At 64.1% G+C, this 24,594-nt stretch carries 22 protein-coding genes; 7 read left to right on the top strand and 15 right to left on the bottom strand.

Annotated features, from left to right (window positions below):
• Positions 1–496: 496 nt before the first annotated feature.
• The 4 genes from WBF69_RS11385 to WBF69_RS11370 form a co-directional block, all read right to left on the bottom strand.
• Positions 497–1,120 (bottom strand): thiol:disulfide interchange protein DsbA/DsbL, encoded by a 624-nt coding sequence (locus WBF69_RS11385; protein WP_424264220.1) that lies wholly within the window; start codon positions 1,118–1,120, stop codon positions 497–499.
• 92 nt (positions 1,121–1,212) lie between these two features.
• Positions 1,213–1,905: an SPOR domain-containing protein gene (locus WBF69_RS11380; protein ID WP_424264218.1), complete on the bottom strand. Its 693-nt coding sequence runs from the start codon at positions 1,903–1,905 to the stop codon at positions 1,213–1,215.
• Positions 1,906–1,909: 4 nt separating this feature from the next.
• Positions 1,910–3,592 carry an arginine--tRNA ligase gene (gene argS / locus WBF69_RS11375; protein WP_424264216.1) on the bottom strand — a complete coding sequence of 561 codons (1,683 nt, stop codon included), beginning with the start codon at positions 3,590–3,592 and terminating at the stop codon, positions 1,910–1,912.
• A gap of 147 nt (positions 3,593–3,739) precedes the next feature.
• Positions 3,740–7,447, bottom strand: a complete 3,708-nt coding sequence (locus tag WBF69_RS11370; RefSeq protein WP_424264214.1) for a phospholipase effector Tle1 domain-containing protein — start codon at positions 7,445–7,447, stop codon at positions 3,740–3,742.
• 93 nt (positions 7,448–7,540) lie between these two features.
• Here WBF69_RS11370 and WBF69_RS11365 point away from each other — a divergent pair, with 93 nt between their 5' ends.
• Positions 7,541–7,885 (top strand): DUF1840 domain-containing protein, encoded by a 345-nt coding sequence (locus WBF69_RS11365; protein WP_424264213.1) that lies wholly within the window; start codon positions 7,541–7,543, stop codon positions 7,883–7,885.
• 12 nt (positions 7,886–7,897) lie between these two features.
• Positions 7,898–8,215, top strand: coding sequence for a hypothetical protein (locus WBF69_RS11360; protein ID WP_424264211.1), 318 nt, complete (start codon positions 7,898–7,900; stop codon positions 8,213–8,215).
• 79 nt (positions 8,216–8,294) lie between these two features.
• Here the strand turns inward: WBF69_RS11360 and leuA are convergent, their stop codons facing one another.
• Positions 8,295–9,998 (bottom strand): 2-isopropylmalate synthase, encoded by a 1,704-nt coding sequence (leuA, locus tag WBF69_RS11355; protein ID WP_424264209.1) that lies wholly within the window; start codon positions 9,996–9,998, stop codon positions 8,295–8,297.
• A 411-nt stretch (positions 9,999–10,409) separates the two neighbouring features.
• Here leuA and WBF69_RS11350 point away from each other — a divergent pair, with 411 nt between their 5' ends.
• Positions 10,410–11,429, top strand: a complete 1,020-nt coding sequence (locus WBF69_RS11350; RefSeq protein ID WP_424264207.1) for a hypothetical protein — start codon at positions 10,410–10,412, stop codon at positions 11,427–11,429.
• A gap of 18 nt (positions 11,430–11,447) precedes the next feature.
• Here the strand turns inward: WBF69_RS11350 and WBF69_RS11345 are convergent, their stop codons facing one another.
• From WBF69_RS11345 to WBF69_RS11320, 6 genes are all read right to left on the bottom strand, one after another.
• Positions 11,448–12,515 carry an NAD/NADP octopine/nopaline dehydrogenase family protein gene (locus tag WBF69_RS11345; protein WP_424264205.1) on the bottom strand — a complete coding sequence of 356 codons (1,068 nt, stop codon included), beginning with the start codon at positions 12,513–12,515 and terminating at the stop codon, positions 11,448–11,450.
• A complete protein-coding gene (locus WBF69_RS11340; protein ID WP_424264203.1) occupies positions 12,512–13,615 on the bottom strand; it encodes a PLP-dependent cysteine synthase family protein in 1,104 nt (367 codons plus the stop codon). The genes WBF69_RS11345 and WBF69_RS11340 overlap by 4 nt, the downstream gene beginning before the upstream one ends.
• A gap of 3 nt (positions 13,616–13,618) precedes the next feature.
• A complete protein-coding gene (locus WBF69_RS11335; RefSeq protein WP_424264201.1) occupies positions 13,619–15,115 on the bottom strand; it encodes a tripartite tricarboxylate transporter permease in 1,497 nt (498 codons plus the stop codon).
• A complete protein-coding gene (locus WBF69_RS11330; RefSeq protein WP_424264199.1) occupies positions 15,112–15,585 on the bottom strand; it encodes a tripartite tricarboxylate transporter TctB family protein in 474 nt (157 codons plus the stop codon). The genes WBF69_RS11335 and WBF69_RS11330 overlap by 4 nt, the downstream gene beginning before the upstream one ends.
• Positions 15,576–16,535, bottom strand: a complete 960-nt coding sequence (locus WBF69_RS11325) for a tripartite tricarboxylate transporter substrate binding protein (protein WP_424264197.1) — start codon at positions 16,533–16,535, stop codon at positions 15,576–15,578. The genes WBF69_RS11330 and WBF69_RS11325 overlap by 10 nt, the downstream gene beginning before the upstream one ends.
• An 88-nt stretch (positions 16,536–16,623) precedes the next feature.
• On the bottom strand, positions 16,624–17,652 hold the full coding sequence (locus WBF69_RS11320; RefSeq protein ID WP_424264195.1) for a uroporphyrinogen decarboxylase family protein: 1,029 nt from the start codon (positions 17,650–17,652) through the stop codon (positions 16,624–16,626).
• A gap of 111 nt (positions 17,653–17,763) precedes the next feature.
• Here WBF69_RS11320 and WBF69_RS11315 point away from each other — a divergent pair, with 111 nt between their 5' ends.
• Positions 17,764–18,675: a LysR family transcriptional regulator gene (locus WBF69_RS11315; RefSeq protein ID WP_424264193.1), complete on the top strand. Its 912-nt coding sequence runs from the start codon at positions 17,764–17,766 to the stop codon at positions 18,673–18,675.
• 17 nt (positions 18,676–18,692) lie between these two features.
• Here WBF69_RS11315 and WBF69_RS11310 read toward each other — a convergent pair whose 3' ends face one another.
• A complete protein-coding gene (locus WBF69_RS11310; RefSeq protein WP_424264191.1) occupies positions 18,693–19,253 on the bottom strand; it encodes a hypothetical protein in 561 nt (186 codons plus the stop codon).
• Between the two features lie 19 nt (positions 19,254–19,272).
• Here WBF69_RS11310 and rpoN point away from each other — a divergent pair, with 19 nt between their 5' ends.
• From rpoN to bfr, 3 genes are all read left to right on the top strand, one after another.
• Positions 19,273–20,619, top strand: coding sequence for an RNA polymerase factor sigma-54 (rpoN, locus tag WBF69_RS11305; RefSeq protein WP_424264189.1), 1,347 nt, complete (start codon positions 19,273–19,275; stop codon positions 20,617–20,619).
• Between the two features lie 42 nt (positions 20,620–20,661).
• Entirely contained in the window at positions 20,662–20,913 is a 252-nt protein-coding gene (locus tag WBF69_RS11300) for a (2Fe-2S)-binding protein (RefSeq protein ID WP_424264187.1), read from the top strand.
• A gap of 90 nt (positions 20,914–21,003) precedes the next feature.
• Entirely contained in the window at positions 21,004–21,468 is a 465-nt protein-coding gene (gene bfr / locus WBF69_RS11295; RefSeq protein WP_424264185.1) for a bacterioferritin, read from the top strand.
• Between the two features lie 156 nt (positions 21,469–21,624).
• On the opposite strand, the gene WBF69_RS11290 is transcribed toward bfr, so the two are convergent.
• The 3 genes from WBF69_RS11290 to WBF69_RS11280 are packed head-to-tail and all read right to left on the bottom strand — an operon-like array spanning position 21,625 to position 24,565.
• Positions 21,625–22,251 carry a hypothetical protein gene (locus WBF69_RS11290; RefSeq protein ID WP_424264184.1) on the bottom strand — a complete coding sequence of 209 codons (627 nt, stop codon included), beginning with the start codon at positions 22,249–22,251 and terminating at the stop codon, positions 21,625–21,627.
• A 56-nt stretch (positions 22,252–22,307) separates the two neighbouring features.
• The gene (locus WBF69_RS11285) at positions 22,308–23,915 is read right to left on the bottom strand and encodes a peptide chain release factor 3 (RefSeq protein WP_424264182.1); all 1,608 of its coding nucleotides are present in this window, start codon (positions 23,913–23,915) and stop codon (positions 22,308–22,310) included.
• Between the two features lie 17 nt (positions 23,916–23,932).
• Positions 23,933–24,565, bottom strand: a complete 633-nt coding sequence (locus WBF69_RS11280; protein ID WP_424264180.1) for a LysE family transporter — start codon at positions 24,563–24,565, stop codon at positions 23,933–23,935.
• Positions 24,566–24,594 lie beyond the last annotated feature (29 nt).

The following is a 24,594-nucleotide window of genomic DNA, read 5'->3' as shown; positions in this document are numbered from 1 at the left end:
GCGCGAAGCCTTTGCCAGGCAGCCGGCGCACCCCGCCTGGGGTGTGTCATGCGGGTGATGGGGGTGTTTCTTGGTGGAGCGCACGCCAGGGGATGTTAGGCCCGCTTGTCGCGGCGTTACCCGACAGATGATCTGCAATCTCCACAAGATGCCAGCGTGGCAAAGCGCGATTTATTGTCACATGAGGTGGAGTGGAAGCACCGTTCGTTTGCCCCGGTGGCATGAACATCCCCCGGCTGTGGCGCATAGGCTGCCTGGCAAAGGCTTCGCGCCCGCCGTCCAGTAGGCCATCAGCGGGGGTGCAAGCGAGCCACCGTTCAAGCGGGACGTTTGTGATCAGTCCGGGGGACTGATCACCCCGCGCGTTTGGCGAGCGCCCCGATGATGACCGGATGGACGGGAAGTTTCGGCTGCGCCGAAACCGGGCAAGGCCTGCGGCCAGGCAGCCTATGCGCCACAGCCGCGTTAAGACAAAATCAGCCCCGCAAGAACAGATTTACTTCTGCTTGGCCAGCAACTGCTTCACCAGCTTGTCGGCCTCGTCGACCGCGCCCTGGTAGCTGCCTGTCTGCGCCGGTGACGTCACGTATTGCCCGCCGATCGCCAGCGACGGTGTGCCGTCGATGTGATAGGCCTTGGTCAGCTCGTCGGCGCGCGTGATCTTGGTCTGCACGCCGAACGAATTGAAGGCATCCGTGAATGCCGTGCGATCCACGCCCTGGGCGACCACCCAGTCGGTGATCTCGTCTGCCTTGAACAGTTGCTGATTGTCCTGATGGATCGCCTTGAAGACCGCGTCGTGCAGATCCAGACGGCCCAGCGCATCCAGCGTGTAGTACAGCTTCTGCAGATCTTTCATGCTGGCATTGAAGGCGACCGGTACGCCCTTGAACGCGACCGTGTCAGGCAGCGTCTGGCGCCATTTTGTCACCAGCGGTTCGATCTTGGCGCAGTGCGGGCAGGTATAGGAAAAGAATTCCAGGACTTCGACCTTGCCCGGAGAGTCGGACGGTTGCACCGGGTCCAGCGTGTCGAAAGGCGCTGCGTGCGCGGGCGACATGGCCAGGGCGGCCAGGCCCATCAGCAGGCCGGTGGCAAAACGGGAAAACAAGGCGCTCATGATCGTAAAACTCCAAAAAATCGACAGGGAACAGGGTCTTGGATCGCGCTCGGCAGATCTGGTTCCCTGTCGTGTGAATCCGTGGCTTGGCCTCAGGGACGGATGACCGAAGATTCGATCTTCTCATCCCCGAGCTTGGCGCGTGCGCGGTTCATTTCGTCGATGCCCTTGAAGGGGCCGACACGCACCCGGTTGATGGCGGCGCCGTTCGATTCGCCGGGTTCGATGCGCACCGGCAGACCCAGCAGAACCACGCGGGCCAGCATCGCTTGAGCCTCGGAGTTCGAGCGGAACGCGCCCGTCTGCAGGAAATACGTGGTCTGGGTATTGGCGGCGGGTTTGTTGGGCGGCGGCGCGGGCGGTGGCGGCAAGGACAGCGCGGCGCTGGGCTTGGGCGCGGCGGCGACAGCCGGGGGCGGCGTTGCCGGCTTGGCGGCAGGCTGGTCGAGCTCGGAGATGATCTGGCCGATGGCGTCGGACAGCGGATTGTCTGGCTGGCCGGGGGCGGGTGCGGCGCCAGGCGGGTTCAGGGCGCTGCCGCCCTGGGCCGGCGTGCGCGTACCGGCGGGGCCGTCCTTGCCGTATAGGGCAATATTCGGATCGGGCGCGTTTTGCACGTCCGGCAGCAGGGTGGTGGGCGCGTTGCGGCTGGCCTTGTCCTTGAAGGGCATGGGCGCCTGGGTGACGAACAGCGCCACCGCCACGGCGGCGGCCACGCCCAGGACCATGCCCAGGATCAGACCGAACCAGCCGCTGCCGGAGGATTTTTTCTTGCGTGTGGCCATGAATTTACATCCGTTCGGGGGCGTTGACCCCCAGCAGGCCCAGGCCGTTGGCGATGACCTGGGCAGTCGCCCGAGCCAGGCGCAGGCGGGCGGCCCCCAGCGCGGGGTCGTCCACCAGGATACGCTCGGCGTTATACCAGGCGTGGAAATCCGCCGCGCAGTCGCGCAGCCAGAATGCCAGCTGATGGGGGGCCAGTTCTTGGGCGGCCTGAGTCAACACGCCGGGATATTCCGCCAGGCGCTGCAGCAAAGTGATTTCGGTAGGCGCCGTCAGCAAGGATGGGTCTGCCGATTGTGCTTGTTGCGCTGTATCGTGCTGGCGCAGCAGCGAATGGATGCGGGCATGCGCGTATTGGATGTAATAGACCGGGTTTTCCTCGCTGCGCGACAGGGCCAGGTCGATGTCGAAAACGAATTCGGAATCCGCCCGGCGCTGCGCCAGGAAGAAGCGCACCGCATCGCGCCCCACCCAGTCGATCAGGTCGCGCAGGGTGACGTAGCTGCCGGCGCGCTTGGAGATTTTGACTTCGGCCCCGTCGCGCATGACGCGCACCATCTTGTGCAGCACATAGGCCGGGTAGTCCGCCGGGATTCCCAGGCCCAGGCCCTGCAGGCCGGCGCGCACCCGCGCGATGGTGCCGTGGTGGTCGGTGCCCTGGATATTGATCGCGTGATGAAAGCCGCGTTCCCATTTGGCGACGTGATAGGCCACGTCCGGGACGAAATAGGTGTAGCCGCCTTCGGATTTCCGCATCACGCGGTCTTTGTCGTCGCCGGTCCCCAGTTCAGTGGTGCGCAGCCATAGGGCGCCGCCCTGTTCGTAGGTGTGACCGGCGTCGATCAAGGCCTGCACCGTACGATCCACCCGACCGCTGGTGTACAGCGAGCTTTCCAGGTAGTAGTTGTCGAAACGCAAGTCGAAGGCCTGCAGATCCAGATCCTGTTCGCGGCGCAGATAGGTGACGGCAAAGCGGCGGATTCCATCCAGGTCGTCCAGATCGCCGCTGGCCTGGATAGGTTCGCCATCGCTGGCCTGCACCGTCGCGCGGGCCAGGTAGTCGCGGGCGATATCCAGGATGTATTCACCCTTGTAGCCGTCTTCGGGGAAGGCGGCAGCGTCAGGTTCGATGCCGCGTGCGCGTGCCTGCACGCTGATGGCCAGATTATGGATCTGGTTGCCGGCGTCGTTGTAATAGAACTCGCGTGCGACCTGGGCGCCCTGGGTGGCGAACAGGCGGCAGATGGAGTCCCCCAGGGCCGCCTGGCGGGCGTGGCCCACATGCAGCGGCCCGGTCGGGTTGGCCGACACGAATTCGACCAGAATGCGGTCGTCCTGGGCGGGGCGGTGGCCGTAGCGCTCGCCCTGCGATTGGATCACGTCCAGCACGGCCTGATGCGCGGCATTGGACAGCCGGAAATTGATGAAGCCGGGGCCGGCGACCTCGGCCTGTGCGATCAGGGAGGCGGCATCCGGCTGGGCCAGGACCGCGTCGATGATGGCCTGCGCCAGTTCGCGCGGATTGCGGCGCGCGCTGCGGGCGGCCTGCATGGCGACGTTGCAGGCCACGTCGCCGTGGGCGGCGACTTTGGGGCGTTCCAGGGTGATGTCCAGCGTCAGGTCCGGGATCAGGGAATCCAGGGCGGTACGCAAGAGGGTAATAAGCTGGGCGGTTTGCTGTGGCAGCATGACGGAATGGTGCTAGGTGACGGCGGCATCGAGCGTGGTCCGCCCGCCATGCCGCCAAGAATATCCTGAAATGATAGCCCGATTTCAGGGCATTCGTGCCGGAGTCGCGGCCTGCGCTCCCGGTGCGGCCTGTGGCGGGTGCCAGGTTCAACGCATCCCTGGCAGGCCCAGCTGCGTTTCCAGCCAGGCGCCATAGCCTTGCATATCCACCTGCCCGACGACATGACCGGCGTTCAGTTCCCAGTGGCTGATGCGCTGGATGAAGGTCTCGAATGCTTGGCGCTGGACCGCCCCGATCCGGGGGTCGGCGCCCTGAGGGCCCAGCGATCGAGTGTCGCTGTCTTGCAGATCGCGGTCGCCCGCCAGCAGACGCTGGACGGGGCTGCGTTCGTCGTGCAGCCAAGGTCGCGTCACCTGCTGTTCTTCGGCTGTCGGCGCTTGCATGGGCACCAGGGCAGCCAGCGCCTGCCAGCGCATCCAGTTCAAGGCCACGTCCGACAGATCGCCGCCGTCCTGCGCGTGACCGCGCTCGTCCAGCAGCAGGCCGCCGCCGATGTCGGCATGCGCACCGATGAAAGGGGCTTCGACGGTGTTGGCGGGGGCGCTTGCGCGGGCCGAGACCAGGGGGAATAGTGTGCGCAGCTCGTGCAGGGCGACGGCGTGAGCCACCCAGCTCCAGGCTCCGGCGATGCTCAGGTCGAAACCGGCGTTGGCGGCGCCTAGCAGTCCGAACTGGGCCACGGTGTCGAACAAGCCCAGAAAGCGCAGATCCACGCATAGGCCGATCGTACCGCGCAAAGGATCGTCGTAGGAAAACCAGCCATTGCGGGTCTGGCGGGCGATGCGATTGGCGAAATCGCGGGCCAGGGCGGCCCCCCGCGAATAGCCCAGGATATCGATGGGCACCGACGTAGCGGAACCCTGCGCCTTGTGTAGCGCATTCATCAGCGATTGCCACTGATTGCGCAGAATCTGGCCGCTGTCGGCGGCAGTGACGGCATTCCAGTCCAGATAGAGGTTGTTGCCGGGGCCCGCATGGTAGTAGGCCGGGCCGTCGTCATAGGCTTGCGTCAGTTTCCAGACATTGCTTTGGTTGGCGCGGCCATAGCGGGTGCCATCGAAAGCCAGCAGAATCAGCCCCAGCGGATCGATATGGCGCAGCGGCTGCTGAGCGGCGTAGCCCAACGCCTGCTGCCCTGGCGCTGGTCCCAGGGGATCGGGTTCCAGATAGTGCCCCCGATGCGGCAGGTAGGTGCGAAAGACATTGTCGTGCCAGCCGGTGAACGGATCTTCGTCCTGCCCAGGCCTGCGCAGCGGCAAGGACAGGTCGCCGGACAGGCGGCGCGCCCGACCCAGGGTGTCATAGTCGGCGGACCAGCGGACGGCGCGCGTCTCGTCCGTCATCAGGACCGGCGCGCCCAGCAGGTCGGCATGAATGAAGAACAAGCGGGTGACGCCATGGGCGTCGGTGCGCAGCAGGCCGACCGGCACGTCCTGGGCATACAGATAGCGTTCGCTGACGCCGAAGCGGGGCGCGGCTCCGCTGGTTGCGATGGGACGAACCCAACGGGCCGCCAGGCGGTTGTCTATGTAGTAGCGTTCGATGTCCTGTGAATCGGATTGCTGGCGAATCTGCTGGCCGCGTGCGTTGTAGGTATAGCGGACCAGCAGGCGACCGTCCTGGCGGACGTCGGCCAGGCGTTGCTGGGCCTGATACCGCACAGAGCGGTCGTCGATTTGCAGGGGCAGACCGGCGACATCGCGGCGGATGGCGGGCAGGCGCGGTGTCTGGGCGGCTGCAGAAAAGACCGGGCCGGTGAGCCGGGACGGGGCGACATCGGATGCGCTGTCCGGCGCGCCCAGACCGATCAGGCTGCCGTCCTCGGCCCAGGCCAACCAGTTCAGGACCGCGGGGGCGGCGGGTTCGCGCTGTTCGTGGATGCCGATCACACGCCCCTGGGCATCATGCGCGTAGCGGCGCCGTGTCCGGCGATCCGGGGCCAGCAGGTTTTGCTGCAGCACCTGGCCGTGGGCATCGTGCAGGCGATGCTCGCCCCATAATACGTGTTCGTCGTGGCTCAGCATCAGCCGATCGGCGCGCCCTTGATGGTCCGCGCCGGCTTGCAGCTGCAGGCCGTTGCCGTAGCGGTAGCCGGCCAGGCCGGCGATCGTTTCGATCACGGTATGCCGGACCCCGTCGCGGGTTTCCCAGATCAGTCCGGTCAGCCGATGATCGGCGGACCAGGTGTAGTGCAGCGCCCCGCCTTCGGGCAGGTCGTGGCGCAACAACCGGCCCGTCTCGTCGTAGGCAAAGGTTTCCCGATAGTGCAGTGTGCCGGATGCGTGGGGCCGCCGGATGGTGCGGGCCAGGACTTGCCCGTCGGGGTTGTGATCCAGATATTCGATTTCCTCGGGGTGTTCCAGGCGGCGCGGATGGCGGCCCCGCCACTGCAGCGTCACGGCGACGTCTGCGGCGGTCGTGCCGGCATAGCGCAGGTGGATGGGACGACCTGCGGCATCCCGCCGCAGTGTCAGGGTGTCGCCGTTGGCGTGGGTCAGCGCGTGCAAGCGACCGTGGCCGTCGTAGCGCAGTCGGGTCTGACCAGTCAGCGTGCTGCGCCAGGCGCTGCGCCGTGCCTGCGCGTCGTAGTCCATGCGCAGGCCGGGCCATCCGCCTTGGGCTTGGCTCAGGCTGCGGATGCGCCCATCCGGTGTGCGTTCGATGCGCAGCGCGCCTAAGGCGCTCAGCCGCCCCTGTTCGTCGCGCGCTACCGGATCCGCGCCGTCCAGCGGATAGCGCAGGCTCAGGCGGCCCGCATTCTGTTCCGGCGGTCCTGGAATCGCGTGTTCGACCCGACCCTGGGCGTCGTAGGTCCAGCTGCGTATCCGCTGGGTGTGTCCAGCGCGATCCCGTAGCGTGACACCGGTGATGACCGTCGCGTGACCGGCTTGCCGTTCCGGTTCGTAGTGATAGTGGCGTTGCATGCCGTCCGGGCGCGTGACGGTGCGCAGCCGGGGGCGGGCGAAGGCGTCGGAATTGCTGTCAGCCTTGAGAGCGCTGGCCGGTCTGTCGTATTCATAGCGAAAGACTCCCAGCGGCGTCTCCAGTGATCGCAGCAGGGGGCCGGGCAGCTCATAGTGCGGCGTCAAGCGCCGATCCCCCTGCTGGATTCGGGCGATCAGGCCGGGGGCATCCGCGCGGTAATCGATCTGTGTGGCGGGCTGCCCAGGCTGGATGATGCGGCGCAAGCGGCCCTGGGTATCGAAGGCCAGGCGGCGGGTATCCGGCCCGATCCACACGTGCGTGATGCCGTCCATGTTCGAACCCTCCTGGCCTGTCGCGGGCTTGAACGCCTGCGCCGCCTGGATGCGGCCATCGTCCGCCTGCGTGGATTGGCCTAGTTTGTCGTAGCGCACGACCCGGCCATCGGCCAGCTGCAGCCGCCAGCCCTGAGGGCTGCGCCGTAGCGTCACGTCATAGTCGCTGGTCCAGCCCGCGCCCAACGCGCCGGCCTGGGTGGATCCGGACCGGTACAGGCGGACGAAGCCGGGGCTGGCGCCGTCCAGGGATGCCGGCAGATCGGCGTCCCGCAGGAATTTTTCCCCGGTGATCCGGTGAACGGGGTTGCTGATGCCCGTATCCAGGTCCGGTTCGCGGGTGGGACCCAGTGCCGCGGCGGCGCCGCAGGGCGGGTGTTGTTCGGGGGTGGCCGGGGTGGCTCTGCAGCTGAGGGCGGCGTGCGTGTCCGCCATGACGGACCCCGGAATGATCAGGCCGATCCACAGACAATGGCGCATTGTCGCCCGGCGCAGGGCGATCGTTGAAAAGCAGCGGAGGGTGCGGGTTTCGGGCATGCTTCGGCTCCTGTCGATGCCCGATAGTGTCCGACTTGGCAGGGGGCTGAACTTGAGTTAGTGTATGTTTATGTCCATTGCGGAAGACCCATCATGCTCATTTTGTTTCAGTCCAAATCGGCAGCCGAGGTCCTGATGTTCGCGCAACACGCCAGGCCCATCCTGGTCGCCGCAGGCAAAAAATTCGACACCCCGGATTTACCGGAACGAGGGGTCATCACACGGGCCCAGTTGGATGCCGCCATCGCGGGGGTCGAAGCCCTGGTGGAAACCGATACCAGTCACAACGACCATGCCGATGAACACGACGACGCGACCGAACACCCCATTGCCCAGCCGGTGGGTATGCGCCGTCGCGCCTGGCCGCTGCTGACCATGTTGCGCCTGGCTCGCGCCAAAGGCGAAGACGTCACCTGGGAACCCGCCCCTATCTGGTAAGGAAACCATGTCATGCAGGGTCATGTGATCGTAGTGTTTGATGCGCACCAGTCGTTGGAATTCGATGTCGACACGCCTGTCGATGCGGAACTGGCGCGCGCGGCGCGCGCGTGGTTTGAACAGCGCTGGGAAGCGCTGGAATGCGAACCTTTGCGGGTCAGCGGCAAAGTCCTGCTGCTGGACAAAATCCTGGGGGTGGCCGATGCGCTGGGCTATCGCGCCCTGTCTTCCCAGGCCGGTCTGGCGCGGGAATTCGCCGCTTATGCCGTGCAGGCATTGGAAAAGCCCCGGATCACGGTTGATCTGCCGGGGCTGGCCATCGTGTATTGATGGGATCTGACCGCCGCCGCCCTGGCCGGATAGGCTAGGGGGCGGGTCTGGCCAGACGGGCGGAAAGATATTCCTGTGATCAGGCCGCTGCGGATACCCGCACCGGCAATGTCTTGTGGGCCGCGGCATAGCGGTTGACGGCGCTCAGGATCGCCAGGAACGACGAAGTCACGATATCTTCGTGGATGCCGACGCCATAGCCGTTGGCTTCGTCTCCGATACGGACTTCCACGTAGGATGCCGCGCGGGTGTCCGTGCCGGTGCCGATGGCGTGTTCCTGATAGTCCATGATGCGGGCCTCGATGCCCAGCGCATCGATAAAGGCGGAAATCGCGCCGTCGCCCTGGCCCGACAGCTGCCGGGTCTGGCCGTCCGTCTGGATTTCGACCTCGATCATGAATTGTTTCTGGCCGGTGGTCTTGGGGCTGCCGGTGATGCGGTGACGCACCAGTTCCCAGGGCGTATCCCGTTCCAGGTATTCGCTGGAAAAGATTTCGTAGACGGCCTGAGGCGTGACTTCGCTGCCGGTCTCATCGGTGACGCGCTGGATGGCGCGGCTGAATTCGATCTGCAGGCGGCGCGGCAAAATCAGGCCGTGCTCGTGTTCCAGCAGATAGGCGACGCCGCCCTTGCCGGATTGGCTGTTGACGCGGATGACGGCGTCGTAGCTGCGGCCCAGATCGGCAGGGTCGATCGGCAGGTAGGGAACTTCCCATACCGCGTCGGGCTGCTGGATGGCGAAACCCTTTTTGATGGCATCCTGGTGCGAACCGGAAAAGGCGGTGAACACCAGGTCGCCCACGTAGGGGTGGCGCGGGTGCACGGGCAGCTGATTGCAGTCTTCCACGCAGCGGCGCACTTCGTCGATGTCGGAAAAATCCAGACCGGGATGGACGCCCTGGGTGTACAGGTTCAGGGCCAGCGTGACCAGGTCGACGTTGCCGGTGCGTTCGCCGTTGCCGAACAGACAGCCTTCGATGCGGTCGGCGCCGGCCATGACAGCGAGTTCGGCGGCGGCCACTGCGGTGCCCCGGTCATTGTGCGGGTGCACGCTGACCACGATCTTGTCGCGCTGCGCCAGATTGCGGTGCATCCATTCGATCTGGTCGGCGTAAAGATTGGGCGTGGTGGCTTCGATGGTGGCCGGCAGGTTCAGGATGATCTTGTCCTGCACGGTCGGCTGCCAGGTATCGACCACGGCATTGCAGACTTCCAGGGCGAACTCGGGTTCGGTGGTGCTGAAGACTTCCGGCGAATATTCGTAGCGCCAGTGGGTCTGGGGGTATTTGGCGATTTCGGCCTTGACGGTTTTCGTGCCTTCGATGGCGATGGCGCGGACTTCGTCGCGGCTCATGTTGAAGACGATTTTGCGAAAGGCCGGGGCGCAGGCGTTGTACATGTGCACGATGGCGTGCTTGGCGCCGGCCAGCGCCTGTACGGTGCGCGGGATCAGATCATCGCGCGCCTGGGTCAGGCCGATGATGGTGACGTCGTCGGGAATGCGGTTTTCGTCCACCAGCTTGCGCACGAAGTCGTAGTCGGTCTGGGATGCAGAGGGAAAGCCGACTTCGATTTCCTTGAAGCCGATCTTGACCAGTTGGTCGAAGAAGCGCAATTTGCGATCGACGCTCATGGGTTCGATCAGCGCCTGGTTGCCATCGCGCAGATCGGTGCTCATCCAGATCGGTGGGGCGGAGATACGGCGGCTGGGCCAGGTGCGTTCAGCGTAGTCGCGCGTGAACGGGGCGAACGGAATATATTTCGAAGAGGGGTTCTGAATCATGGCAATACCTGTCTGGATCTGGGGCCCGGATCACGGGCGGACAATCATCGCGGGGTCGCGAAGATGTGGCGTAGGAAAGGCTGCCGAACTGCCACGCGGCGCTAGGCCCGGCAACCGATCGCTAGCAGTAGACCCAGTAGGACAGGAGAGCACCGCACCAGAGTTGGCGCGGGAGCGCGCACGGACGCGTCGGCAGAGGCCTGCCGGACAACATCAAAAGGTGCGCGTGAAATAGTCATAGACTGAAGTCGAACATATTTTTCGCCATAGCGCAAGTGTCAGAGGCGGTCTGTCTTGGCACAATGTGCGCTTTATCCAACATGATCTATGTGTCCGCCAGACTTATCCGGCCTGCTGCGGACGAGTGAGAGCACCATGAATCGACAGGTTCTTCAGTTGGCTTCCGCCTATATGAGCGTCATCATCGGGGGTGGTTTTGCCTCGGGTCAGGAAGTGCTGCAGTTTTTCACCCACTTCGGCCTGTGGGGGGTGGCAGGCACGCTGATTTCCGGCCTGCTGTTCGCCTTTCTGGGCATGCAGGTGGCGCGCATCGGCACGCGGTTGCAGGCGCATTCCCACAAGGTGGTGCTCAATGCGATCTTTGGTCCCAAACTGGGATCTCTGGTCGATCTGGCCCTGATCTTCTTCCTGTTCGGGGTGGGGGTGGCCATGCTGGCCGGCACGGGGTCTTTGTTCCGGGAACATTTCGGTCTGCCGCTGATCGCGGGCGGGCTGTTCATGACCGTGCTGGTGGCGCTGACGCTGTGCCTGAACGTGCAGCGCATTGTCGACTTGATCAGTTCCGTCACGCCGCTGCTGCTGTGTCTGGTGGTCGTGCTGGTCATCTACGCCCTGTTGCGCAGCGATGCCGACATCGCCACCCTGAACACCCTGGCCGAGGCCCAGCAGGATCGCGCCGCGCCCAACTGGTTCCTGGGCGGTGTGCTGTATGCGTCTTTCAATATCTCCGTCGGCTTCCCGTTGTTGGCGGTGCTGTCGGGCAGCAGTAAAAACATGCGCAACACCACGCGCGGCGGCGTGCTGGGCGGCCTGGGGCTGGGATTGTTGATTCTGCTGCTGAATATCGGTCTGTTTGCCAACCTGGATCAGATCAGCGGTGCAGAGATGCCCACGGTGTTGCTGGCTAAAAGTCTGAACCCCTGGCTGGGCTGGCTGATGATGGTGTCGCTGTGCTGCATGATCTACAGCACGGCGGTCGGCATGTTCTTTGCCTTCAGCGCCCGTTTCGCCGATCCGGAAACGCCGAAATTCCGCCTGATCAGCGTGGTGTCCAGCTTTGTCGGTCTGGGGCTGAGCTTTGCCGGTTTCACGACGCTGGTGGGCACGGTGTATCCCTTGCTGGGGTACCTGGGCATTGCCCTGATCCTGGGGGTGACGGTGTATTGGTGGCGTCACCGGCACCACGCCTGATCGGGCGTGGCGCGGCGATCAGGCGGCGGGCGTTGACTGGGCCAGGATGTCATCCAGGCCGCAGCCGTCGATCAGGTCATTCGCGGCGGCGAAGTCCTGCCCGCACAGGCTGCCGAGCAGCGTCAGACCGGCTTCGTGCAGCGGCAGCCGGATGCCTTGAAGCTGGGCGGCGCGGATCATCGGCCATATCCCGAAGGGCAGGTCCTCCGTCAGGAACCGGGTGTTCAGGCTGGTGGGGCCCGGCGGGCCGCCGCGCCGACGCCGGTGCAGTTCGGCGGCCATTTCAGCGAGCGTCAGGGTGTCGGGCAGGTCGAAGCTGCGATGAAAATGCTGACGGACACTGCGCACATTCAGCCCGCAACGGGCGGCCAGATCCAGCCTTTCCTGGTCCAGGTCTTCGATCAGGCGGGCGACGGCGGGCGTGATGCCGTCGTAATTGCCCCAGGCTTCCGCCTTTTCGATGCGGGTGATGTTGCACAGGGCATTGGCCATGTGGACGGGGGGATTCAGATTGCCCAGCAGAATGGCCAGAGGTTCGGCAGCCGTGAAACCGGAGCCGAACAGCTCGCTGCATAAGGCAATGGCGCGGTCGCTGGCGGAAACAGGCAGGACCGCCATCGGCCCGACGGGGCGAATGCCGCCCACCAGAACCTGATGGGGGGACAGGCGCCGGCCCATGACGGCGGTCGTGGACCAGGCCGCCACGTCGGCGGCGATCCCGGCGGCCGTCAGTTGGCGATGCAGATAACAGCCGCCCAGCGACAGGTCCCCGCTGATGATGAGGGTCTGGCCGGGGCGGATCATGGGCAGCAGGCGGTCGAACAGCGGGCGTCTGCCATTGGCGGGTACGGCCAGCAGGATGACACCGGCCTGTCCCACGACCGCCGCCAGATCGCTGTCGGCCTGAACGGCGAACTGACCTTCCAGGACGCCCTGGGCGTGAACACCCTGAGCCTGGATGGCCTGGACGGCAGAGGCATGGCGGGACCACAGGATCGGCGTATGCCCCCTGTGCGCTAGCAGAGCGGCGCTGGCCAGGCCCACGCCGCCCGCGCCCAGGATGGCGACGCGGACGGGCGCGTTCATAGCAGGACGCCTTCGCCGGTGTCCAGGAAGGTCTCGATCCGGCGGCGCCAGTCGTCGATGCGGATGTCCTGGGCTTTCAGCCACTCGTCGTTGTAGTAGGTGGTGGCGTAGCGGTCGCCGCTGTCGCAGATCAGCGTCACCAGGGACCCTGCCTGGCCGCGCTGACGCATGATGGATGCCATGCAGAGCACGCCCATGAAGTTCGTGCCGGTCGAACCGCCGACGCGGCGGAACAGCCGGTCGGACAGCACATGGGCGGCGGCGATGGATGCCGCATCGGGGATGCGGATCATTTCGTCGATCACGCCGGGGATGAAGGACGGCTCGACGCGCGGGCGACCGATGCCCTCGATCCGCGATCCGCTGGCGGTGGTGTCCAGGTCGCCGTTTTGCCAGGCATCGTAGAAGGCCGAGCCTTCGACGTCGACCACGCACAAGTGGGTGTCCAGGTTGCGGTAGCGGATGAAGCGGCCGATCGTGGCCGACGTGCCGCCCGTGCCGGCGCTCATGACGACCCATTCCGGGATGGGGTGCGGTTCGCCCGACATCTGGCGGAAAATGCTTTCGGCGATATTGTTGTTGCCCCGCCAGTCGGTGGCGCGCTCGGCGTGCGTGAACTGATCCAGATAATAGCCGTTCGCCTCGTCCGCCAATGTCTGCGCGGCGTCATAGATTTCGCCGGCATGGTTGACGAAGTGGCAGCGACCACCGAAGCATTCGATCGCCTGGATTTTCTGCTGGCTGGTGGATTTCGGCATCACCGCAATGAAGGGCAGGCCCAGCAGCCGGGCGAAATAGGCCTCGGAGACCGCCGTGGACCCCGATGAGGCCTCGACCAGGGTCGTGCCCTTGCGGATGCGACCGTTGCAGATGCCATAGAGAAACAGCGATCTGGCCAACCGGTGCTTCAAGCTGCCGGTCGGGTGGGTGCTTTCGTCTTTGAAGTAGATGTCGATGCCGGTCAAACCGGGGAAATCCGGCTTGACCATGTGGGTGTCGGCTGACCGTTTGCCGTCCGCTTCCAGGATGCTGATGGCGTGCCGGGTCCAGTCACGGTCGGCCGGGGACAGGGCGCTGGGCGCCTTGGTGCAGTATTCCACGAATTATTTCTCCTGTGTTTTGCGGTTTTTCCACATGCCGCGCAACGGAATGAACAGGATGACTGCCGTAAGGAACACGAGAATCATCGACACCGGCGAGGCGATCAGGGCCATCGGGCGTCCCCCCGAAATCGTCAGGGCCAGGTTCAGCTGGCTTTCGGCGATGGGACCCAGGATCACGCCGAGAATGATCGACACGCTGGGATACCCCAGACGGTCCAGCACATAGGCGACGATGCCGACGATGAGCAGGGTGCTCAGGTCGAACAGCGAGTTGTTGACCGCATAGACGCCGATCGTCAGGAAGAGCAGGATCATGGGAGCCAGCACCACGGGCGGCAGGCGCAGGGCCTGACCGAATATCCGGGTGGCGGCCAGACCGCCCAGGATGATCAGGAAGAATGCCGAGATCAGCATTTGCAGCATGAAGCCGTACACGATGTCCGGGTGATCCGTGAACAACTGCGGGCCGGGACGCAGGCCATGCACCAGCAGCCCGCCCAGGATCACGGCGGCGACGCCCGATCCCGGAATCCCCAGCGACAGGGCGGGGATCAGCGAGGCGGCATTGTCCGCCCCGTTGCCGGCTTCCGAGGCAGCGACGCCTTCCGGATTGCCCTTGCCGAAGGTTTCCGGTTCTTTCGAGCGTTGCTTGGCGTCGTTATAGGCCAGATAGCAGGAAATGGAACCTCCCGCGCCGGGCAGGATGCCGACGATGATGCCGATCGCCGAGGACCGCATCCAGACCGGCAGGAACCGGCGCCAGTCGCGCATGACCGAGCCTTGGCGTTTGAGCTTCAGCAGTTCACGCGGCATGCCTTCGCGGCTGGCCTGCTCGATCATCTCCAGCACGGGCGGGATGGCGAACAGACCGGTGAGCAGCACGACCAGGTCGATGCCTTCCGCGAATTCCAGCCGATCAAAGGTGAACCGTTCGATGCCCGACGAGATGTCGATGCCCATGGTGCCGATCAGCAGGCCGATGACGGCCGCCAGCAGCCCCTTGAGCAAGTCGTTGCCCAGCAGCGAGGCCACGGTGGCCAGGCCCAGAAGCGCGACCCAGAAATACTCGGCGGGTCCAAACAGCAGGCTGACCTTGGCCAGGGTGGGTGCAAAGGCGATCAGGGACAGCGCCGAGAGCACCGAGCCGATGACGCCGGAGACCACCGCGATCTGCAAGGCATAGGCCGCGCGGTTCTGTTTGGTCATCTCGTAGCCGTCGAGGATGGTCGCAACCGACGCCGGCGTACCAGGCACGCGCAGCAAAATGGCCGGGATGGCGCCGGCATAGCTGCCGCTGTTGTACATCCCCGCCATCATGCCCAGCGCGAACAAGGGGTCCATGCCGAAGGTCAGCGGGATCAGGACGGCGATGCCGGTCGTCACGGTCAGACCGGGCAGCGCGCCGACCACCAGGCCCGCCATCGAACCCAGCAGCACGGCGAACAGGTTAGTGAGCGAAAAGACGTGCGGCAGTGCGTTCAGGAGAGCGTCGATCATCGCACCATCTCCAGGATTGGATTCAGGAGGTCAGGCGGCATGGGGCGGCCCAGAATCGTGTAGAACACGAGAACGATGAAGACGATCGTTCCCAACGTGACGCTCAGGGACAGGCTGATCTTGCGATAGCCCAGGCACCACGGCAGCACGACGCCGATGGCAAGGCTGGGCAGCAGGTAGCCCACCAGGCTGATGGCCGCCACATAGGCAATGATGGCGGCCAGGCCCAGCGCGAAGCGGCCCGCGTGCAGGAACAGGCGGGGTTCGTCTGCCTGTTCCGCGGTCCTGAGGCGCCGCACGATCACGAGTGCGGCCCCGATTGCCAGCAAGATGGCCAGCACCCGCGGATACGTGCCGCTGGCGCCCGGGTAGTCGCTCGTCCGGGCGATCACCCAGACGGCGACCACCAGCAGGATCGCCGCAAATCCCAGATCGGCCTGTTTGCCGCTTGGATTTGTGTTTAACGCCACGGCATCACCTTCCAGGTGGCGGTCAAGCCAGCGTAGATTTTGTTGATGAGCGCGGTGTAAGAGGCGGAATCCATATACGCCAGCGGGATTTCAGCCTGTTGCGCCGTCTTCACGTATTCCGGATCTTCCATGGCCGCCTTGAGCGCGCTTTCCAGCTTGGCGACGATATCGTCAGGCACGCCCGCCGGAGCCGCCAGTCCGCGTGAGGCAGTCACGATCAGGTCGTAGCCGTTTTCCGCAAAGGTCGGCGCATCGGGCAGATAGGGCGAGCGTTCTTCGGACATCACGCCCAGTACCCGGATGTCGCCGCTGCGCGCCAGGGTCAGTGCTTCGGACAGGTTCATGGTCGCTGCCGGCACGTGTCCGCCCAGCAGAGCCTGACGGGCCGGCGCGGTTGCGCCGAAGAAGGCCGGGGTGAAGGTCACGCCTGCCGTGTTGTTGAGGGTCAGCAGGCCGATATGCTCGGATGAACCCGCAGCGCCGGACGTCCCCACGACAATGGCGCCAGGACTGGCTTTGGCCGCGTCCATGAGGTCTTTCAGCGTTTTGTAGGGGCTGTCTTTATTGACGACCAGGATGCCGGGATCCAGCACGATGTTGCCGATGGGCTTGAAGCTGTCCATCGTGTATTTCGCCTTGCCTTCGACAGCCAGCGCCACGAAAGCCGGCGGATTGATCATGCCGATGGTGTAGCCGTCGGGCTTGGCTTGCGCCAGCGTCGTCCAGCCGATCTCGCCGCCCGCGCCGGGCTTGTTGATGACGGCGACCCGGGCGCCGTTGCCCAGTTTGGCTTCCATGAAGCGGGCGATGGAGCGTGCCGCCACGTCGGTGCCGCCGCCGGGGCCGAACGCCACGATGACTTCGATGGGTTTTTCGGGGTAGGCCGCCAGGGCCGGTGTGGCGATGGTCGCGGACAGGGCCAAGCACACAAGAGGAATCAAGCGTTTCATGTCTTACCTCACTTTTCCTGAAATGGAAGAATTTTGTATTGATTTAATGAAAGATGCCGGGCGAGGCCCGGTCCGGGGTGCTTGCAGGCTATACGCCGGAAAGCGGAGCGGTGGCGCGTTCCTCCTCTGGCGCATAGGGATTGCGGATGAAGTCGCGCAGGGCGATGATGGTGTTTGTATCAAAGCCGGCACGAATGGTACAGCTTGGCGCCAGGATCAGGTCGCCGATGTTTTCCATGGCGCTCAGTGCAGTCGAGATCTGGCGCCGGATCGCTGGAATGTCGTTGCGGGTGACGGATCGGCGGTCGATGCCGCCCAGAATGCATTTGCCGGATGTGAGCGCGCCGGCAATGACGCCAGGGTGGGTTTCCCAACTGTGCCAGTTGATGGCATGGACAGGATAGTCCTGCAGTTCCCGGAAACGGATGCGTTCGCCGTGGATGTGCAGCACGTTGAAGCGTCCGGCGGCGGCGCCGGTCAGGACTTCGATGTCATACGGCGCGACGTATTCGCTGAAGGCATCGTAGGACAGCAGGTGCCTGCCGGTGTCTTGGTGGGCGAGAAACACGCCGTCGGCGCCGGCTTCCAGGGCGGCCTGGGCATAAGCGCTGGTGGTGTTGGCCAGTCGGTTCAGGGCGGCATGAATGCGGGGGCCATCGGTCCCTGCCGCGATCTGGCCGTGGATACGTCCTTGGCTGAGTTTCGAGGCGATCGTCATGGGGCTGAAGATCGTGAAGACGATGGGCACATCCGGCAGCGCCTGGCGTACCAGGCGCAAAGAATGCAGTTCACGCGCCAGAGCGCCCTGGGTGATGTCCCCTTCGGGCAGCTTGTCCCAATCAGACGCTTGTTGGTAAGGGGTCGATACGATACGGGCCACGCCACCCAGGGGCACCTGGGAAAAATCGATCTCTACGCCCAGATCTTCGACTGCATACATGCCATTGGGGGCTGTTTTCACCAGATCGCACTGAAACTGGTGTTGCAGGCGGATGGTGGCCTCGGCGAGGCACTCCGCATCCAGATCGGCGTCGGGAAAGTGCGTCCAGAAGGTGAACAGCGGTCCACGGTCCGCTTTATCGCCAAAGACGCCCTTGATGGCCTGACTGTATTTCAAAACGCTCCCCTTGAGTCTTGTGATGTGTCCAATGAACTATAGCGAGCTATTTGCAATCGTGAAAATAGTATGTGAGGATAATTGCTATCGCAAAATACGATAGGTGAATCCATGCGTCTGGATCAGCTCACATTTTTCATCGCCGCCGCCGAAAGCGGCAGCATCTCGGGGGCGGCCCGCCGGGTGCATTTGGCGCAGCCGGCTTTTTCCGCGCACATCAAGGCCCTGGAACAGGATCTGGGGGTCACGCTGTTCTTGCGCAGCACCCGTGGCGTGTCCCTGACGGCGGCGGGCAAACGGCTGTACAACGGCGCGACGGCATTGTTCCGCCACGTCGAGCAGGTCCGGCAGGAAACCTTGTCGACCGGCAACGAACCGTCGGGCGATGTGCGGATCGTGCTGGCCGGTTCTCTGGCGCCGTTGTTGGCGGGGCGGGTGTTTTTTGATGTCCAGCGGGCTTATCCGGAAATCCGCCTGTCCATTCTGGATCTGTTGCGGGTATCCGGAGAAAACCTGGTCACCGCCAGGCTGGTGGATTTCGGCCTGTTGCCGAATGCCGCGACCTTGGCGGGAGCTGCCTCTGAAGCGGTGCTGTCACAGGAACTTTATCTGGTCGGACGCACCCTGCCGGGCGCCGAAATACCGTTCCGGGAATTGCATCGCTATCCCCTGGTCATGGGAGGGCGTCACAATCAGTTGCGCATCGATCTGGAAAATACGGCAGCCCAGGGAGGCTACCGGATCAACGTCGTGTCCGAGCAGGATTCACTGTCCATCTACCGCAGCATCATCATGCAGGGGGAGTTCTACACCGTCGTGCCCTATTCGGCCTATGTGACCGATATCGAAAGCGGTCGCCTGACGGCTGCCCGCATCGTCGAGCCCACCGTCGAACGCACGGTGTCGCTTGTCTGGCATGCCCATTCCGATCTGTCGGTGGCTGCCCGCGCCGTGATGGATCGGCTGCGGGCCAATCTTGCCGAGACCATCCGCAGCAACAGTCTGCGGGGACGCTTGCTGTGACCGGGGCAGGCGGCGGCTTATGCCTGGTCCGGCGTCCGTTTTTGCGCGCGGGCGTTTTCCAGCGCAGCGAGTTGCCGGGCGGCCTGCTGCAGGCGGCGGGACCGGCCAGAGGCCAGTTCCTGGCGAGCCAGTTGCAGATCGCCCACGCGCAGCGGTTCGTCTCGCGGCTGCCACGCCCATAGCACCACGTCCAGCGCGGGAGCGCTCAGGTGATTGCTCAACTGCTCGAAAGAGGCCTCGTCCACCTGCTTCAAGCGGGCGCGGGCCAAGATGGTGCGCACGACCAGATACACCACCCAAGCTACGATGAGCGTGCACAGAATGACCAGTGCCCCCCAGAAGTACGGGTTGTAGCGTTGCAGCAGGGCGGTGGCTTCCGCTCCCATGATGTGGTTTCCGGCATAATCAATGCCATTGCCAAACGCCAGCAGGCGGTTCAACAGGTCATACCAGGTAAGTGCCGCCAGCACGACCAGTGCTGCAGACAGGATCTTGGAGGTAGCCGTCAGCGTCAGCGTCAGCTTGCGCAACAGGGCGAAATCCTGCCGGCTTGGGGTTTGGAATGATTCCTGTGTCATGGCCTTCAATGAGTTAAATATGCGTTCGCAACCGTCCCTGGAACTGGGTCAGCATCAGCAGCTGGCGCTGACGCCGCAGCTGCGCCAGGCCTTGCGGCTGTTGCAGTGCTCGACCCAGGAACTGGAACAGGAGATCGCCCAGGCGCTAGCGGACAACCCGCTGCTGGAACGTGAAGACGTCGCGCCGGATGCCGCATCGGCGTCAGCCGAGATGCTGGATCGTCACTGGTCGCAACCATCGCGCCAGGCTGTGACGGATGATATCCCGGAATCACCTGCCTCGCAGAGCCTCGCCGACCATTTGTTGCAACAATTGCACACCACCCGGGCCAGCGACAGAGACCAAGGCCTGGTGACGATTCTGATCGGCGAACTGGATCAGCAGGGTTATCTGGACTTCGATCCACAGACTTACGCCGCATCCCTGCCAGAGCTGGATATTCAGGATGAAGAGTGGTCCGCCGCCTTGCGCCTGTTGCAGTCCTTTGACCCGGCCGGTGTCGGTGCGCGGGATGTGGCGGAATGTCTGCGACTGCAGTTGCGGGCGCGGGCCGACGAATGGCCATCCGGCGTCCTGGATTGCGCATTGCGCCTGACCGGCCTGCTGGAAGATCTGGGCGCGGGGCGCTGGGGGCGTCTATGCGAGGCCTTGGGATGTGATCGGGTCCAGCTGGAAGCCGCGCATCAGGCCTTGCTCAGCCTGGACCCGCATCCGCTAGGTCTCTGGCAGGACGAGGCCACATACTACGTGGTGCCGGACATCCTGTTTTATCGCACGGGTGACGGCTGGCAAGTCAGCTTGAATCCGGCGCTTGAGCCCCGTTTGCGGGTGGCCCCTGATCTGGCGGAGCAGCTTGAGACCGCGTCGACGCCTGCGCTGCGCGAGCAGATGACGCAGGCCCGGCAACTGATCCAGCAGCTGGGTCAGCGCCGTCAGACGATCCTGCGGGTGGCGGAATTCATGACCGTGCATCAACGCGCGTTTCTGGACCAGGGCGCGTCGGCCTTGCGCCCTTTGGCGCTGCGCGATGTGGCGCAGGCGCTGGAGCTGCACGAATCCACGATTTCCAGGGCGACACGTCTCAAATACGCGCAAACGCCCTGGGGGGTGATCGAGCTGAAGCAATTCTTCGGCAATAGCGTGCAGACCGCCTCGGGCGAGGACACCTCGTCCAGGGCGATTCAGGCCATCATGCGCACCTTGCTGGATGCCGAGGCGGCAGACCAGCCCCTGTCCGACATGCGTCTGACCAAGTTGCTCGCCGACCAAGGCATCGTCATCGCCCGCCGCACCGTGGCCAAGTACCGCGAGGTGATGGGAGTCCCCCCCGCCAGCTTGAGAAAGCATCGTCGCTCAGCGAACTGAAATTGCTTGCGCTCCCGATTAAGAAGGATGATAATGATTCGCATGTATATTTGTGTATGTAATGCGATCAGCGAGCGGCAAGTGCAGGAAGCCATCGCCCAGGGGGCGGCGGATCTCGGCGACTTGCAGGCCCAGCTTGGCATCGCCACCTGCTGCGGCCAGTGCGCCGATACCGCCACCGACTATCTGCCGGGCGGGCGGTATGCAGTCGAACACGTATCAGAGGCGGTAGCGCCTGAGCGCGTCGTTCAGGCGCCCCTGCTGTCCAGCGTGGAAATTCGCCGCGTCGCCTGACCGACCGGCGCTTTCTTTGACGGGGACCTGCGTGTTAGCCTAGGGATCTGTAGCCCGCACGCCTGCGGGCCGTGTCTCAGGAGCCAGGCCATGAAGGGCGACAAGACTGTCATCAAATATTTGAATCAGCAGCTGAAAAACGAACTTTCAGCCATCAACCAGTATTTTCTGCATGCGCGCATGCTGCGCCACTGGGGCTACGAAAAACTGGGCAAGCACGAATACGACGAATCCATCGGTGAAATGAAGCACGCGGACATGCTGATCGAACGCATCTTCATGCTCGACGGGCTGCCCAATCTGCAGGATCTGCATAAACTGCTGATCGGCGAGACGGTGCCGGAAATCCTGTCCTGTGATCTAAAGCTGGAAACCGCTGCCCAGGCGACCGTCAAGGAAGCCATGCAATATTGCGAATCGGTACAGGACTATACGTCGCGCGACTTGTTCCAGACCATCCTGAACGATACCGAGGAACACATCGACTGGCTGGAAACCCAGCAGGGTCTGATCGAACAAGTCGGTCTGCAGAATTATCTGCAATCGCAAGTCTGATCCGGTCCATATCCATACGAACAGGCCGCCATCCTGGCAAGGATAGGCGGCTTTTTTACCGCTGGGCCGTCCCAAGGTAAAAGCGCCCCCCTGGGGGGCAGCAAGCCGAAGGCGCAGCGTGGGGGTTTTTTTACGGGACGCGGAGCATGGCTGCGTTCAGGGTTTGGCGGGGCAGTCTTTGGCTTTGCCCCAAGCCTGGTGCGCCTCGCAGTATTTGTTGCGGGCGGCCCAGGCGCAGGACGGGCGGGAAAAGAAGCCCAAGGCCTCGCAGGCTTTGAGTTCGGCCTGGAAGGGGGCCTGCCAATCGTTGCCGCCAACGACCTGTGTATCGGCGGTGTTGGGGGGTGGTGGCATCGACGGGACATCGATGGGCTGCACCGACTGGCTGGAGATCAGCGTACCCAGGTCGGCAATGCCTTGCAGACCGCCGCCCTGCTGGTTCTGAGCCGCCAGGGCGATGGCCTCATCCATGCTGATGGTGGTCGTGGCCAGCGCGATGGGCCGGTGTTCGTCCATCAGCGGGGTGGTCTGGATTTGCCAGTCAACGGGCGGTGGCAGGCTGGGGACGCCCAATCGTCCATCCGCCAGAGGCTGAGGCGCCGAGGCGATGAAGGGTTTGCCGTTGGCATCCAGGATCGGCGTATCGCTCAGTTCCACCGGGGTTTCGGCGGGCTGCACCTGGGCCGGGCTATGGATGATCAACCAGTCGCCCAACTGCAGGCCGCCCCAGGCGGAAGCCCCGGCGGCAAGCAGCAAAACGGCGAAAATCAGACGCCAGGACATGGGCGGGTTCCTTCGTCAGTCAATGCGTTCGATCATTCCATTGTATCGGATAGGGCTTAGACGCCGCTGCCGAATACCCGCCCCGCATGTTCGCGCAGGGCGTGGAATTCGATATCGGGGTAGCGTTCCTGGGCGACCCGCAGTTGCGCGGGCGACGTGGCCAGGAATGCGACGGCATCGACCACGTCGTGGGCGATGTTGGCATGGTTGGCGTCCATGAATTTCTTCAGTGCCTTGTGATCCTTGCTGGTGATCCAGCGGGCCAGGTTGTAGCGCGACGGCATCAGGCGGGCGTCGACGCCGTATTCGGTCTTCAGGCGGTGGGCGACCACCTCGAATTGCAACTGGCCGACCGCGCCCAGCAGCAAGGCGCCGCCGGCGGCTTCCGGGCGGAACACCTGGATGGCGCCTTCTTCGCCCAGCTGGGTCAGGCCGGTGCGCAGCTGTTTGGTGCGTAGGGGGTCCTTGACTTCGACCGCCTGGAAAAGCTCGGGGGCAAAGAACGGCAGGCCGGTGAAGGTCAGGGATTCGCCCTCGGTCAGCACGTCGCCCAGCTGCAGGATGCCGTGGTTGGGGATGCCGATGATGTCCCCGGCAAAGGCTTCCTCCACGATCTCGCGGCGCTGCGACAGGAAGGACACCACGTTGTTGGGGCGGATTTCCTTGCCGTTGCGAGCGACCTTCAGGCGCATGCCGCGCTGGAAATGCCCCGAACTGACGCGCACGAACGCCACGCGGTCGCGGTGCGCCGGGTCCATATTGGCTTGCACCTTGAAGACCACGCCGCTGAATTTGGGCTCGTCGGGCTCGACGGATCGTTCCAGTGCCGCGCGGGGTCCGGGGGCCGGGGCCAGTTCCACCAGGGCATCCAGCACTTCGCGCACACCGAAATTATTGATGGCCGAGCCAAAGAACACCGGCGTTTGCCGCCCGGCCAGGAAGGCCTCGTGATCGAAATCGGGGACGGCGCCTGAGATCAGTTCGATTTCTTCGTGCGCTTTTTCGTAAGCGTCGGTAAAACGTTGCTTCAGGACGGGATTGTTCAAGCCCTCGATGGTCTCGTCATCGTGCTGGTCGCGCTCCGCGCCGGGGCGGAATACGCGCATATGATCGTGACGGATGTCGAAGACGCCGCCGAAATGCCGCCCCATGCCCACGGGCCAGGAAAAGGGGATGGCGTCCATGCCCAGATGGCCTTCGATCTCGGACAGCAGCTCCAGCGGCTCGCGCACTTCGCGGTCCAGCTTGTTGATGAAGGTGATGATGGGCGTGTTGCGGGCGCGGCAGACTTGCAGCAGGCGGATGGTCTGGGGTTCCACCCCGTTGCCGGCGTCGATCACCATCAGGGCGGCATCCACGGCGGTCAGCACGCGATAGGTGTCTTCCGAAAAGTCCTGGTGGCCCGGCGTATCCAGCAGATTGATGACGCAGTCGCGATATTCCATCTGCATGACCGAGGAGGCCACGGAAATGCCGCGCTGCTTCTCGATTTCCATCCAGTCGGATGCCGCATGTCGACTGGCCTTGCGGGCCTTGACGCTGCCGGCGATCTGGATGGCGCCTGCGAACAGCAGCAGCTTTTCCGTCAAGGTGGTCTTGCCGGCGTCAGGGTGGGAAATGATGGCGAACGTGCGTCGGCGGGCGACTTCGGCGGTCAGACTCATGGTAGTGATCGGTGGATTCAGCTTCTGTGGCTGAAAGAGGCCAGGACGGTGCCGGCCAGGATGAACAGGGATCCGAAACAGCGGTTCAGCCAACGAATGTGGCCGGGACGGCGCAGCAGACCCAGGATGCGCGAGGCCAGCGAAGTATAGCAACTCATGGCGACCACGTCGGTCAGGCTGAGCGTGGCGCCGATCAGCACGTATTGCAGGGCCAGCGGGCGGTTCAGGTCCAGGAACTGCGGCACGACGGCCAGCAGGAACATCGTGCCTTTGGGGTTGCTGATGTTGACCAGATAGCCGCGCAGCAGCTGATCGCGGATGGGATGGGTGCCGGGGTGGGGCCGGGCCTCGACGGCAACGGGCGCCGCATCCGTCCGGAATTGCCGTATCCCCAGGTAGACCAGGTAGGCCGCCCCCGCCCATTTCACGGCGGTGAAGGCCAGTTCGGACGTGGCCAGCAAGGCGCCCACGCCGATGGCGACAATGAGCAGCTGGCAGAGGATGCCGGCCTGCAGCCCCAGGACGGTCCAGAAACCGTGCCGAAAGCCGTACTTCATGCCGGAGGCCATCGAGCAGATCGCACCTGGCCCCGGCGAAAAGGAAATCGCCCATGCCGCAGCAAAAAAAGCGAGCCAGGTCGACAGGGCCATGAGGGTCTCCGGATCAGTCGGCCTTGTTC

Source organism: Castellaniella sp., assembly GCF_049673105.1.
Classification (GTDB): Bacteria; Pseudomonadota; Gammaproteobacteria; order Burkholderiales; family Burkholderiaceae_B; genus Castellaniella.
This window is presented reverse-complemented; position numbering and strand designations above follow the sequence as displayed.